The 13,568-nt window shown below is 65.8% G+C and carries 14 protein-coding genes; 12 read left to right on the forward strand and 2 right to left on the reverse strand.

Annotated elements, in window-relative coordinates; genetic code table 11:
* Positions 1–129 precede the first annotated feature (129 nt).
* The 10 genes from pyrH to rpmE all read left to right on the forward strand — a co-directional run bounded on the left by pyrH (position 130) and on the right by rpmE (position 9,484).
* The gene (gene pyrH / locus A0U87_RS08295; RefSeq protein WP_004211175.1) at positions 130–855 is read left to right on the forward strand and encodes a UMP kinase; all 726 of its coding nucleotides are present in this window, start codon (positions 130–132) and stop codon (positions 853–855) included.
* 2 nt (positions 856–857) lie between these two features.
* Positions 858–1,415: a ribosome recycling factor gene (frr, locus tag A0U87_RS08300; protein WP_004211176.1), complete on the forward strand. Its 558-nt coding sequence runs from the start codon at positions 858–860 to the stop codon at positions 1,413–1,415.
* 43 nt (positions 1,416–1,458) lie between these two features.
* The gene (locus A0U87_RS08305; protein WP_010337468.1) at positions 1,459–2,199 is read left to right on the forward strand and encodes an isoprenyl transferase; all 741 of its coding nucleotides are present in this window, start codon (positions 1,459–1,461) and stop codon (positions 2,197–2,199) included.
* A 5-nt stretch (positions 2,200–2,204) separates the two neighbouring features.
* Positions 2,205–2,981, forward strand: a complete 777-nt coding sequence (locus tag A0U87_RS08310) for a phosphatidate cytidylyltransferase (RefSeq protein WP_137405433.1) — start codon at positions 2,205–2,207, stop codon at positions 2,979–2,981.
* Positions 2,981–4,138, forward strand: a complete 1,158-nt coding sequence (locus tag A0U87_RS08315) for a 1-deoxy-D-xylulose-5-phosphate reductoisomerase (protein WP_048937841.1) — start codon at positions 2,981–2,983, stop codon at positions 4,136–4,138. The genes A0U87_RS08310 and A0U87_RS08315 overlap by 1 nt, the downstream gene beginning before the upstream one ends.
* Positions 4,135–5,268, forward strand: a complete 1,134-nt coding sequence (rseP, locus tag A0U87_RS08320; protein WP_048937842.1) for an RIP metalloprotease RseP — start codon at positions 4,135–4,137, stop codon at positions 5,266–5,268. Before A0U87_RS08315 ends, rseP begins: the two co-directional genes overlap by 4 nt.
* Before the next feature lie 88 nt (positions 5,269–5,356).
* Entirely contained in the window at positions 5,357–7,993 is a 2,637-nt protein-coding gene (bamA, locus tag A0U87_RS08325) for an outer membrane protein assembly factor BamA (protein ID WP_137405434.1), read from the forward strand.
* Positions 7,993–8,661 carry an OmpH family outer membrane protein gene (locus tag A0U87_RS08330; protein ID WP_004211184.1) on the forward strand — a complete coding sequence of 223 codons (669 nt, stop codon included), beginning with the start codon at positions 7,993–7,995 and terminating at the stop codon, positions 8,659–8,661. The genes bamA and A0U87_RS08330 overlap by 1 nt, the downstream gene beginning before the upstream one ends.
* Positions 8,662–8,665: 4 nt before the next feature.
* Entirely contained in the window at positions 8,666–9,145 is a 480-nt protein-coding gene (fabZ, locus tag A0U87_RS08335; protein WP_004211185.1) for a 3-hydroxyacyl-ACP dehydratase FabZ, read from the forward strand.
* Between the two features lie 114 nt (positions 9,146–9,259).
* Positions 9,260–9,484: a 50S ribosomal protein L31 gene (rpmE, locus tag A0U87_RS08340; protein WP_004211187.1), complete on the forward strand. Its 225-nt coding sequence runs from the start codon at positions 9,260–9,262 to the stop codon at positions 9,482–9,484.
* Positions 9,485–9,802: 318 nt separating this feature from the next.
* On the opposite strand, the gene aroB is transcribed toward rpmE, so the two are convergent.
* The gene (gene aroB / locus A0U87_RS08345; RefSeq protein WP_048937844.1) at positions 9,803–10,912 is read right to left on the reverse strand and encodes a 3-dehydroquinate synthase; all 1,110 of its coding nucleotides are present in this window, start codon (positions 10,910–10,912) and stop codon (positions 9,803–9,805) included.
* The gene (locus tag A0U87_RS08350) at positions 10,903–11,451 is read right to left on the reverse strand and encodes a shikimate kinase (RefSeq protein WP_048937845.1); all 549 of its coding nucleotides are present in this window, start codon (positions 11,449–11,451) and stop codon (positions 10,903–10,905) included. The genes aroB and A0U87_RS08350 overlap by 10 nt, the downstream gene beginning before the upstream one ends.
* A gap of 94 nt (positions 11,452–11,545) precedes the next feature.
* Between A0U87_RS08350 and A0U87_RS08355 the strand changes: the two genes are divergently transcribed.
* Complete coding sequence (locus tag A0U87_RS08355) at positions 11,546–11,731, forward strand: hypothetical protein (RefSeq protein ID WP_004211192.1); 186 nt, start codon at positions 11,546–11,548, stop codon at positions 11,729–11,731.
* 5 nt (positions 11,732–11,736) lie between these two features.
* Positions 11,737–13,566 (forward strand): hypothetical protein, encoded by a 1,830-nt coding sequence (locus A0U87_RS08360; protein WP_048937846.1) that lies wholly within the window; start codon positions 11,737–11,739, stop codon positions 13,564–13,566.
* Positions 13,567–13,568 lie beyond the last annotated feature (2 nt).

The following is a 13,568-nucleotide window of genomic DNA, read 5'->3' on the forward strand; positions in this document are numbered from 1 at the left end:
GGGCGCCATCGGTGCCGCTTTCTCCATGAAGAGGCTGGAGCGCACGACAAACGCCCCTTGGCATCGCGCTTTACCGCCTCTAATGTCCCGGCCGCTTCCCCTGCCAACCATCAAGGATTCTTGCCCCACATGACCCGGCCAGCCTTCAAACGCATCCTGCTGAAATTGTCGGGCGAGGTGCTGATGGGGTCCGGCCAGTTCGGCATCGATCCCGAGACCGTCGATCGCGTTGCTGGCGAAATCGCCGCCGCGAAGGATGCGGGCTTCGAACTGTGCGTGGTCGTGGGTGGCGGCAACATTTTCCGCGGCCTTGCCGGCGCGGCCAAGGGCTTCGACCGCACCAGCGCCGACTATATGGGCATGCTGGCGACCGTGATGAACGCGCTGGCGGTGCAGAATGCGCTGGAAAAGATCGGCTGCGACACCCGCGTCCAGTCGGCCATTCCGATGGCGTCGGTGTGCGAACCCTATATCCGTCGCAAGGCCGTGCGCCATATGGAGAAGGGCCGGATCGTGATCTTCGCGGCGGGCACCGGCAATCCCTTCTTCACCACTGATACCACGGCGGCCCTGCGCGCAGCGGAAATGAACTGCGACGCGCTGTTCAAGGGCACCAGTGTCGATGGCATCTATGATGCCGATCCCAAGAAGGTGGCGGATGCCACCCGCTATGAGGCGATCAGCTTCGACCAGGTGCTGACCGACAATCTCAAGGTCATGGACGCCAGCGCGATCGCGCTGTGCCGTGAAAATCATATTCCCATCGTCGTCTTCAACATCCGCGAGGAAGGCAACCTGGCCAAGGTGCTGGCGGGTGAAGGCACCGCGACGATCGTGCAAAATCAGGAGCGCTAATAATGGCCCAGTATAACAAGTCCGACCTCGAACGCCGCATGGCCGGCGCAATCGAAGCGTTGAAGGGCGATCTCACCGGTCTGCGCACCGGCCGCGCCAATGTGCAACTGCTCGATCCCGTCATGGTCACCGTCTATGGCGCCAACATGCCACTGAACCAGGTCGCCACCGTGTCGGCGCCCGAGCCGCGCATGCTGTCGGTCCAGGTGTGGGACAAGGCCAATGTCGGCCCCTGCGACAAGGCGATCCGCTCGGCGGGCCTCGGCCTCAACCCGATCGTCGACGGCCAGACGCTGCGCCTGCCGATCCCGGACCTGACCGAGGAACGCCGCAAGGAACTGGCCAAGCTCGCCAGCAAATATGCCGAAGGCGCGCGCGTCGCCGTCCGCAACGTCCGTCGCGACGGTATGGACAGCCTGAAGACCGACGAGAAGAAGGGCGAGATCAGCGAAGACGAGCGCAAGCGTCTGGAAACCGAAGTCCAGAAGCTGACCGACGCCACCATCGTGGATATCGACGCGGCCGCTTCGGCCAAGGAAAAGGAAATCCTCGGCCAGTAAGCCGGGGCTTTTCTTTCGCGGCCAAAGCACGCATTCCTATCTGATGGCCACACAAGCCAAGCCCGATCTTACCAGCGCTGCGCCTGCCCATGGTGCGCGTCATGTCGCCATCATCATGGACGGCAATGGCCGCTGGGCGAAGAAGCGGCTGTTGCCGCGCATCGCCGGCCATCGCGCCGGGGTGGAGGCGGTGCGCCGCGTCGCCCGCGCGGCGCAGGATATGGGCCTTGAATGCCTGACGCTCTACGCTTTCTCCTCGGAGAACTGGAAGCGTCCGGCGACCGAGGTGTCCGACCTGATGGGCCTGCTGCGCCATTTCATCCAGTCGGATATCGACGAGTTTCATGCCAATGGCGTGCGGCTGCGGGTGATCGGCAACTACAAGGCGCTGGAGCCTGGCCTGGTCGAACTGATCGAAAGCGCGATGGCGCGCACCGCCGCCAATACTGGCCCGGTGATCGCGATCGCGCTCAACTATGGCGCGCAGGACGAGATGGTGCGCGCGGCGCAGCGTCTGGCGCAGCGGGTGGCGAGCGGTGAATTGTCGGCCGAGAATATCGGCATCGAGGCGATCGATGCCGAACTCTACACCGCCGATCTGCCGCCGCTCGACCTGCTGATCCGCACCTCGGGCGAACAGCGGCTCAGCAATTTCATGCTGTGGCAGGCGGCTTATGCCGAACTCTATTTTACCGATATGCTCTGGCCCGATTTCGATGGCCGGGCATTGGCGCAGGCGCTCGACGCCTTCCGCATGAGGGACCGCCGTTTCGGCGGACTGTGAGTAACATGTCGAGTGAATTGCGGACCCGCACGATCGTTGGCCTTGGCCTGATCGCCATGGCTGTGGGCGCGCTGGTCTTTGGCGGCTTCGTCTTCTGGATGCTGCTGTCGATCGCCGGTGTGCTGATGATGGGCGAATGGAGCATGCTGACCGGCGCCTCGTCCGATCAGCGCAAGATGGCGATGTATGCCGTCTCGGTGCCGCTGGCGATCCTTTGCCCGGTGGCGGCGGGCGTGTCCTGGCTCGGCTTCGGCCTGATGATGGCCTCCTTCTTCTTCGTGCTGATCACCAGCCGCGCGATCAAGCTGGCGCTCGGCATTCTCTATATCTGCCTGCCGGTGATGGCGCTGCTGTTCCTGCGCGGGCAGGCGCCCGACAGCCATGGCCTGCTGCTCGCCTTCTGGGCGCTGGGCCTTGTCTGGGCCACCGATATCGGCGCCTATTTTGCCGGCCGTTCGATCGGCGGGCCCAAGCTGGCGCCGCGGGTCAGCCCGTCCAAGACCTGGTCGGGCTTGGGTGGCGGCGTGCTGGCGGCCCTGCTCACCGGCTTCCTTCTCTATCGTTTTGCCGACCTGCCGATCCAGCTGGCGGCGGCAAGCGGCCTGCTCGCGGTTGCGGCACAGCTTGGCGATCTGCTCGAAAGCGCGATGAAGCGCCGCGCCGGCGTCAAGGACAGCAGCAATCTTCTGCCCGGTCATGGCGGGGTGATGGACCGGCTCGATGGCGTGGTGGCGGCCGCGCCGCTTGCCGCCTTGCTCTATCTGGTCCTGGCGGGCGCCTGATGCGGAGCGTTTCCGTCTTCGGCGCCACCGGATCGGTCGGCATGTCGACGCTGGACCTGATCCAGCGCGAGCCCGATGCCTATGAGGCCATTGCCCTGACCGCCAATCGCGATGTCGCTGGCCTCGCCGCCGCCGCGCGCGCGGTCGGTGCGAAGATCGCCGTGGTCGCGGACGAAGCCCAATATGGCGCGCTCAAGGATGCGCTCGCCGGATCGGGTGTCGAGGCGGCGGCGGGTGAGGGCGCGCTGGTCGATGCCGCGGCGGCGGGTGCCGACTGGACCATGGCCGCGATCGTCGGCTGCGCGGGCCTCAAGCCCACCATCGCTGCGCTGCAGGCTGGCGGCACGGTGGCGCTGGCCAACAAGGAGTCGCTGGTGTCGGCCGGCGCGCTGATGATGCAGGCGGCGACCGCTTCGGGCGCGACGCTGCTGCCGGTGGACAGCGAGCATAATGCGATTTTCCAGTGCCTGGCCGGCAGCAGCCTGGGCGATGTCGCCCGCATCATCCTGACCGCGAGCGGCGGGCCGTTCCGCGCCCTGGGTTATGAGGATATGCGCGCCATCACGCCGGCGCAGGCCGTGGCGCATCCCAACTGGTCGATGGGCGCGAAGATCAGCGTCGACAGCGCGACGATGATGAACAAGGGGCTGGAACTGATCGAGGCGGCCCATCTCTTCCCGGTCGGGCTCGACCGGATCGAGATATTGGTCCACCCGCAATCGGTCATCCATTCGATGGTCGAATATCGCGACCGGTCCACTTTGGCACAGCTCGGCTCGCCCGACATGCGCATCCCGATCGCCCATGCATTGGCCTGGCCGGCGCGGATCGCCACGCCTTGCCAGCCACTTGATCTGGCCCGGATCGGCCGTCTGGACTTTGAAGCGCCCGACGACCGGCGTTTCCCCGCGCTGCGCCTGGCGCGCGCGGCGGCGCAGGCCGGCGACGCATCGGCCGCCATCCTCAACGCCGCCAACGAGGTCGCCGTGGCGGCCTTTCTGGCCGGCCGCATCGGCTTCCTTGATATCGCCATGATTGTGGAGGATGTTCTCAACCGCTATAGCGCGCCGATGCCAGCCTGCATGGATGATGTCCTGCACGCCGACGCAACGGCACGGGTTATGGCGGGTGATGTGATGGAAAGATTGACGGTTTGATCCACAATCCCGGTTTCCTGTTGACCATCTTGGCTTTCGTGGCGGTCATCGGGCCGCTCGTCTTCGTGCATGAACTGGGTCATTATCTGGTCGGACGCTGGTGCGGGGTGAAGGCGGAGGCCTTCTCGATCGGCTTCGGCCCGGAAATCGCCGCCTGGGTGGACAGGCGCGGCACGCGCTGGCGGCTCGCGGCGCTGCCGCTGGGTGGCTATGTCCGCTTCAAGGGCGACATGAACGCGGCCAGCCAGATCGATCCCAAATGGCTGGAAATGTCGGCGCAGGATCGCGCCGAAAGCTTCCCGGCCAAGCCGTTGTGGCAACGCGCGGCGATCGTCGCCGCCGGCCCGGCGATCAATTTCCTCTTCGCCATCCTGATCCTGGCCGCCTTCGCCTTCCTGCACGGTGAAAGCCGGACCCCGGCGGTCGCCGGCATGGTCCAGCCCGGCAGCGCCGCTGCCATGGCCGGCATCCAGCCGGGCGATCGCATTGTCTCGCTCAACGGCCGGGCGATGAGCACCTTCGACGATATCCGCCTTTATGCCCAGATCCGTCCCGGCGAACCGGTGACGATCCTGCTCGACCGCAAGGGGCAGGTGATCGAGAAGCAGGGCCATGTCGGCGCGGTCAGCGAAGATGACGGCTTTGGCAACAAGTTCCGCATCGGACGTCTGGGCATCGCGCCGGGCGAACCGGTGATCGAACCGGTCAGCCTGCTGCGCGCCCCCGTGGTGGCGATCGAGCGCACCGGCCAGATCATCCGCACCATGGTGGAGACGCTGGGCCAGGTGATCGGCGGCGATCGTTCGGTCAAGGAACTGGGCGGGCCGCTCAAGATCGCGCAGGTATCGGGGCAGGCGGCGACGCTGGGGCTGGAGAGCTTCATCTTCTTCATCGCCCTCATCTCGATTAACTTGGGGTTCATCAACCTCTTGCCAATTCCCATACTGGATGGCGGTCATCTGCTTTTCTATGGGGTGGAGGCAGTGCAGCGGCGGCCGGTGAGCCCGCAGGTGCAGGATTGGGCCTATCGGTCGGGTCTGGCGCTGCTGATGACGGTCATGTTGCTGGTGACCTTCAACGATTTGTCGTCTTTCGGATTGTGGGAGCGGCTGTCCGGCTTGATCGGCTGAGCCGCATCGGGCAGGGAAGGCGCGGTTCGGCGCCGTCTATTTCTGGCGAAACAGTTTTTTACTTTTTTGAGGTGAGCGGGTGACAGCGATGAACAGCAGCAAGGGCCAGCGTCCGATCATCGCGGCCCTGTTGGCCACGACGATGATTGCGGGCCTGTCGGCCGTGCCGGCGATGGCCCAGAATGCGGCCCCGGCAGCACCGGCGGCTGCGCCGATCGCGGCGTCCACGGCCAATACGTCCGAAGGCACGATCCGCAGCATCACCGTGACCGGCACCCAGCGTCTGGAGCAGGACACGGTCATGTCCTACACCAAGCTGCGCGTGGGCCAGGCCTTCAGCCAGGAATCGCTCGATCAGGCGCTGCGCGACCTGTATGAGACCGAACTCTTCGCCGACGTCCAGATCCGCATCGATGGCGGCGCGCTGACCGTCGAGGTGAAGGAAAACCCCGTCATCAACCGTATCGTCCTTGAAGGTAATAAGCGCCTGAAGGACGACAAGATCCGTCCCGAAATAAAACTGGCGCCGCGCCAAATCTATACCCGCTCCAAGGTCCGCGCCGACGTCGCCCGCATCGTCGAGCTGTATCGCCGCCAGGGCCGCTTTGCCGCGACGATCGAGCCCAAGATGGTCCAGCTGGACCAGAACCGCGTCGACATCGTGTTCGAAATCTCGGAAGGGCCCAAGTCCAAGGTCCGCCAGATCAACATCATCGGCAACGAGAAGTTCAAGGACGGCGAACTGCGCGGCCAGATGGTGACCAAGCAGTCGCGTTGGTTCCGCATCTTCTCGTCGGGCACCAGCTATGACCCGGATCGCCTGGCCTATGACCAGCAGAAGCTGCGCCAATTCTACCTGACCGAAGGCTATGCCGATTTCCGCGTGATCTCGGCCGTCGCGGAACTGACGCCTGACAAGCAGGACTTCATCATCACTTATGTGGTCGAGGAAGGGGATCGCTACAAGTTCGGCGACGTGAAGGTCGAGAGCGACATTCGCGACCTGTCGGGCGATGCGCTGACCCGCCGCCTGCCGATGAAGAAGGGCGACTGGTACAACGCCAAGCAGGTCGAGGACACGGTCGACACGCTGAGCGAAACCGCCGGCCTGTTCGGCTATGCCTTCGCCCAGGTCGAACCCGACTTCAACCGGTCGAAGGACGACCTGACGATGGGGATCAATTTCCGCATCGCCAACGCCCCGCGCGTCTATGTCGAGCGCGTCGACATCAACGGCAACACGCTGACCCAGGACAAGGTCGTCCGCCGCGAGTTCCGCCTGGCCGAAGGCGACGCCTTCAACGGCTTCCTCGTCAAGCGCTCGAAGGACCGTATCAACTCGCTCGGCTTCTTCCAGGAGAAGCTGGACATCGAGCAGAAGCCCGGCTCGGCGCCCGACCGCATCGTGCTGGAAACCAACGTCCAGGAAAAGTCGACCGGCGAACTCTCGCTCTCGGCCGGCTACTCCTCGCTCGAACGCTTCATCATCTCGGCGTCGATCACCCAGCGCAACTTCCGCGGCAAGGGCCAGGAACTGCGCACCTCGGTCAATTATTCGGCTTATTCCAAGTCGGTCGAAGTGGGCTTCACCGAGCCTTACTTCATGGACAAGAATATCGCGCTGGGCGGCGACATCTATCGCCGCGACCTCAACAGCTTCCGTTATCTCAGCAATAACGACCGCGACACCACCTATGAACAGACCACGACCGGCTTCCAGCTGCGGGCCGGCGTGCCGATCACCGAATATGTGTCGCTGGCGCTGCGCTACACGCTGAACTTCGACGACGTGACGCTGGACAAGGACACCTATTATACCGACGGCGTCTGCGACCCGCTGCTGGCCGGCCGCTATCTCTGCGATGCCATCGGCAAGCGCACGACCTCGTCGATCGGCTACTCGCTGATCTATGATACCCGTGACAACCGCATCCGTCCGACCCGTGGCCAGACCGTCACGCTCAGCCAGGACTTTGCCGGCCTGGGCGGCGACGTCCGCTACATCCGCACCCGCGCCAATGCCGCCAAATATTGGGGCCTGGGCGGCGGCTTCATCTTCTCGCTGTCGGGCGAAGGCGGCTATATCCACAGCCTCCAGGGCACGCGCTATGACGCCACCGGCGCCGAAGTCGACCCGATCCGCCTGACCGACCGCTTCTTCCTGGGCGAACCGCAGATGCGCGGCTTCGACATTCGCGGCGTTGGTCCGCGCGTGAAGCGCTATTATCTGGTTTCGCAGACCAATGATGACGGTTCCACCAGCTATGTCCGCCAGACCGGCAACAATAATGTGTCGGATGACGCGCTGGGTGGCCGCGTCTATTATATGGCCCGCGCCGAAATGGAGATTCCGCTGGGTTCGGGTGCCCGTGAAATGGGCCTGCGTCCGTCGATCTTCGCGGATGTCGGCGCCGTTGCCGGCCTGAAGAATCCGGGCACCATCAACTTTGCGGGCTATTGCTCCGACTCCACCGGTTCGCTGAGCACCGTCCGTGCGACCGGCACGGCGGCCAGCCCGGTCTGCCCTGTTGGCTATGACACCAAGAGCGGCATGTTCGAGGAAGATTATCTGGGCGACACGCTGAAACCGCGTCTGTCCGTGGGCTTCGGTGTCAACTGGAACTCGCCCTTCGGGCCGTTCCGCATCGACATCGCCAAGGCCCTGCTCAAGGAACCAGGGGACGACAACAAACTCATCACCTTCAACGTAGGGACTCAATTCTGATGAAGACGTTTATCAAGGCTCTGGCGCTCGGTATCGCGCCTGTCACCGCCATCGCTCTGACCGCCGCGCCGGCCGCTGCCCAGTCGAAGCAGGGCATCGCCGTCGTCGATCTGCAGCGCGCGGTTGCCACCAGCGCGGCCTATTCGACCGCCCGCACCCAGATCCAGACGACCTACAAGGCGCAGATCGACAGCTTCACCGCGCGCAAGACCGCGATCGACACCGATCTCAAGACCAAGGGCGACGCCCTGCAGGCCGCGTTGAAGGCGGCCGGCGGCAAGCCGACCCCGGCGATCGAAACCCAGTATCAGCAGTTCCAGCAGTCGCAGCAGACCGCGCAGGCCGAACTGCAGCGCCTGGGTCAGCCGATCGCGCTCGCCAACGCCTATGTCGAGGAACAGATCACCGCGAAGCTGTCGGACGCGCTGAAGGCCGCCATGACCAAGGCGAAGGTCGACCTGGTCCTGTCGCCCGACGCGACCGTGTCCTATCAGCCGACCGTCGACATCACGGCCGCGGTCGTGACCGAACTCAACACGCTGGTGCCCAGCGTCGGCATCACCCCGCCCGCCGGCTGGCAGCCGGGCGGTCGTCAGGGCCAGGCTGCGGCCCCGGCCGCTGCCGCTCCGGCCCCCGCCAACCCGGCGCAGGCGCCCAAGTCGCGCTGATAAGATGACCGGAGAGGTTGATAACAAGGAAGCCCGTGGCCCGATGGATATCCGTCGGGTCATGGCTGCCCTGCCGCATCGCTACCCGATGCTGCTGGTTGACCGCGTGGCGTCGCTGGTGCCGAGCCAGTCGATCCACGCGATCAAGGCGGTGTCGATGAACGAGCCCTTCTTCCAGGGGCATTTCCCCGGCCGGCCGATCATGCCGGGCGTGCTGATCGTCGAGGCCATGGCCCAGGCGGCCGGCGTGCTGGTGGTCGATTCGCTGGGGCTCGCGGATTCGGGCAAGCTCGTCTATTTCATGAGCATCGACGGCGCGAAGTTCCGGACCCCTGTGGAGCCGGGCTGCCTGCTCGACCTGCATGTCGAAGTGACGCAGATGCGCGGCGCGGTCTGCAAGTTCGCCGGCCGTGCGCTGATCGACGGCAAGCTGGCGGCGGAAGCCAATTTCGTCGCGATGATCGCCGATCCGCCCAAGGACTGAGCGAAGGCACATCCTTTTCCTTGCTTTGGCGCGCCGAAAACGCTAACGGCGCGCCTTCGCATTTTATCGCATCCATAGCCGGTCGGAACCGGCACACACACGGAGCAAGACGCCATGAAGGCCGATACCCACCCCGATTACCACTTCATCACCGTCCAGATGACCGACGGCACCACCTTCCAGACCCGCTCGACCTGGGGCAAGGAAGGCGACACGATGGCGCTCGACATCGACCCCAAGTCGCACCCGGCCTGGACCGGTGGCAACCGCCAGCTGGACACCGGTGGCCAGGTTGCGCGCTTCAACAAGCGCTTTGGCGGCCTGACGCTGAAGAAGTAATCGGCCTTTCACAGGCACGATATCGAAAGGGCGCCCCACCGGGCGCCCTTTTTTTGTGCCTGGACGCGATGCGCACGGCACAAAAAAAGGGCCTCCAGCTAAAAGCTGGAGGCCGAGGTTCAGGGGAGGATCAGCGGCGACAGAGGGGGATCTGCAAGGGGATGCCGCTGACAAGGAATGATCTAGCCCGCAAATGCTGCGGGCGAATGTCCCAATTATTACCGAGGCCGATCGGTGCTGAAATGTCGGGGCAAGGCTATATTTCTCCCCTCCCTGGGAGGGCGGGGCGGTAATTGCCTGCTGTGTAATAGGCCCTCGTCAGGCGCCGGCGCGGTCCGCGTCGAGGAACGCCGCCACATCGTCCAGCACCACATCCTTCGACAGGAAGGTCTGGCCGATGCCGCGCGCCAGCAGGAAGGGCAGGGTGCCCGCCGCCATCTTCTTGTCGTGCAGCATATGCGCCACCAGCGCCGCGCCGTCGGCCTTTACATGGGCGCTGGCCAGGTCATGGGGCAGGCCGATCGCCTTCAGATGCGCGGTCACCCGTTCCGCATCCTGCGCACTGCACAGGCCAAGGCGCGCCGAATAGCGGAAGGCGAGCGCCATGCCGGCGGCCACACCCTCACCATGGAGCAGCGTGTCGGAAAAGCCGGTATCGGCCTCCAGTGCGTGGCCGAAAGTATGGCCAAGGTTCAGCAGTGCCCGGCGGCCGGTCGTCTCGCGCTCGTCATCGGCCACGATCGCCGCCTTTGCGCGCACGCTGCGCTCGATCGCATAGGTGCGGGCTTCCGCGTCGCCGGCCAGCAGCCGGTCGGCATTGGCCTCGCACCAGGTAAAGAAGTCGGAATCGTCGATCAGGCCATATTTGACCACCTCGGCATAGCCGGCGCGGGTTTCGCGCAGCGGCAGGCTGTCGAGCACCGACGGGTCGATCAGCACCAGGCTGGGCTGGTAGAAGCTGCCGATCAGATTCTTGCCGGCGCGCGCGTTGATCGCGGTCTTGCCGCCGACCGAGCTGTCGACCTGCGCCAGCAGGGTGGTGGGCAGCTGCACGAAATGGCAGCCGCGCTTCAGGATGGACGAGGCAAAGCCGACCAGGTCGCCGATCACGCCGCCGCCCAGCGCGATCACATGGTCGCCGCGCTCGATCTCCAGCGCCAGCAGCGCGTCGAGCAGTTCCTCCAGATGGCGCCAGCTCTTGGTCTGTTCGCCCGCCGGCAGGATGATCGGTTCGATGACGATATTGGCCCGGCGCAGGCTGGCGTCGAGCCGGGGGAGTTGTGCCGCGGCGACATGGGTGTCGGTGACCACGACCAGCCGCCCGCCACGGGCATAGCGCGCCAGATGGTCGGCCGCACGGTCGAGCGCGCCCTGTTCGATGACGATGTCATAGCTGCGTGTGCCCAGCGCGACGGGGACTAGTGCCATGCGGATAGCTGCTCCAGGATGCGGTCGACGGCGACCTCGTGCGGCGCGGCGATGCTCTTCACATGGATCGGCGCCAGCGCGTAGATGGGGTTGCGGACCGCCGCCAGCTCGGTCAGCACGATGCGCGGGTCGCGATCCTTCAGTAGCGGGCGCCCTTCACGGCGCGACACGCGATCGACCAGCACCTCGATATCGGCATCCAGCCAGATGGTGGTGGCATGGTCCAGGATCAGCGCACGGGTCTCGTCCTGCATGAAGGCGCCGCCGCCGGTCGCGATCACCTTGGGCACGCCGTCCATCAGCCGGGCGATCACCCGGCGCTCGCCATCGCGGAAATGGGCCTCGCCATAGCGGGCGAATATCTCGCTCACGCTCATGCCCGCAGCCCGCTCAATCTCTTCATCGGCATCGACGAAGCTCAGGCCCAGGCGCGCGGCAAGGCGCCGGCCGACGGTGGATTTGCCCACGCCCATCATGCCGATCAGCACGATCGGGCCGCGCTTGGCGTTGCTCTCCGGGAATTTGCTGTTTCGCTGCATGGCGAGGGGGGCTATACAGCCAGCCGTCGCTGAGGCAAACGCAACTTTCCCCTGTCGTCCGGCAAACATCGCCGGGCCAGCCGCAGAAGAGACCATGAAGAATAATCGTTCCCTGAGCAGTTTCGAAGGCGGTTCGCGCCGTCGCACCCGTCTGCCGATCCTTCCGATCGCGGCGGTGTTGGTTCTTGTCCTGCTGATCGGCGTGCTCTGGTCGCGCGGTGGCGAACAGCCGCAACAGCCCGTCGAGAAGGTCATCCCGGCCGAGAAACTGGGTCAGTAAGCCGCATGAGCCGCCTGCGGGGGAATGCGAAATGGGCGCTGGGCAGCTTTGCGCTCGCCCTGGCGCTGCCGGTCGTCGCGCAGCAGGCGCCCGAATCGCTGCTGCCGCCCGGCTTTGGTGATCCGGCCCCGGCGCCGACCCCCACGCCCGCGCAGCCGGCCCGTCCGGCATCGCCCGCACCGGTCGTCCCGACCGTGCCGGTCACGCCGTCGCCGTCTGGCGAAATCGTCCAGCCGCTCGACCTGTCGGTCGCCAATGCGGTGGACAATGCCGCCGAGGCGATGAGCGCGGACGAACTGGCCGCCGAAAAGGCCAAATATGACCTGCCGCAGAGCGCCCGCCGCTCACTCGACCGCATCGGCCCGCTGACGCCGGCCACGCGCGGCATGGAACCCGACGCCTTCGGCGCGGAATATGGCCCCTATCTCGCCACGCTGATGAAGCAGACCCATGCGCCGATCCTGTCGCGCTGGGCCTCCATCCTGCTGCGGCGCGCGCTGCTTAGCGCCACCGACACGCCGCGCGGCATCAATGGCGCCGACTGGGCGGCCGAGCGCGCCTGGCTGCTGCTGCGCATGGGCGAGGCGGACAGCGCCCGGCTGCTGGTGCAGAGCGTCGATCCCGACAAATATACGCCGCGTCTCTACGCGATCGCGATGCAGACCTATCTGGCGACTGCCGATCCGGCGGGCCTGTGCCCGCTGTCGGCGGGCGCGCTGCGCACCAGCAAGGAACCGGGCTGGGACATGACGCGGGCGATCTGCCCTGCGCTGTCGGGGGATCAGGGTTCGGCCAGCGCTGCACTCAATCAGGCCCAGCGCAAGGGCGTGGTGCGCGGCATCGATTATCGCTTGGCCGAAAAGATGGTCGGCGCGGGCTTCAATGCGCGTCGTTCGGTCAAGATCGAATGGGACGGCGTCGATGGCCTCACCGCTTGGCGCTATGGCCTGGCGACGGCGCTCAACGTGCCGATCCCCGACGACATGTTCGGTAGCGTCGGCCCGCACGTCCGCGCCTGGGAAGCCCGCGCGCCGGCCCTGACCGCCGTGCGTCGCCTGCCGGGCAGCGAAGTCGCGGCGCGACTGGGCGTCTTCTCCAGCGAGGCGCTGGTCAATTTCTATGCCGAGCTGGGTAGCGAAGGCGATCTTGCGTCCGATCTGGCCGATCGCGTCGATGCGCTGCGCAATGCCTATTCCGGCCCGACTGCGGGTGCCCGCATCCAGGCGATGCAGACGCTGTGGCGCGACAATGGCGCGCCCGACTATGTCGGCCTGATCGCCACGGCCCGCGCTGCCGCTGCGCTGCCCGTGTCGCAGGCCGATGCGCGCGATGCCGCCAATCTGGTCGCGGCGATGCTGACAGCCGGCTATGATCGCAATGCGGCCCGCTGGGCGCAGGCCATCGGCCAGATCGATGGCGATGGCGCGCAGGATTTCTGGGCCTTGCTCGCGGTCGGTGCCCCCAGCACGGTGGTCGACAGCGGCAGCAGCCGCATCTCCAGCTATGTCGGCGATGCCGGCCCTGAGAAGGGACGGATGCTGATCGCCGCACTGGCGGGCCTGTCGCGTCTGTCGGCCAATGATGCGGCCGCGCTGGCGCAGGATAATGGCTTCACCCTGGCCGCCAACAGCCGCTGGGCGCGGGCGATCGACGCCGCGTCGCAGCGGGGCGAGAAGGCGACCGTGGCGCTGCTCGCTGCCGTCGGCATGCAGGGGCGCGACTGGCATCGCCTGCCGGCCGGCCATCTCTATCATGTGGTGGCGGCGCTGCATCGCGTCGGGCTGGACCCGGAGGCGCGGATGATCGCGGCCGAGGCCCTGACCCGGCTGTCCTGACC

The organism is Sphingobium sp. MP9-4, from assembly GCF_005281675.1.
In the GTDB taxonomy this organism is placed as follows: Bacteria; Pseudomonadota; Alphaproteobacteria; order Sphingomonadales; family Sphingomonadaceae; genus Sphingobium; species Sphingobium yanoikuyae.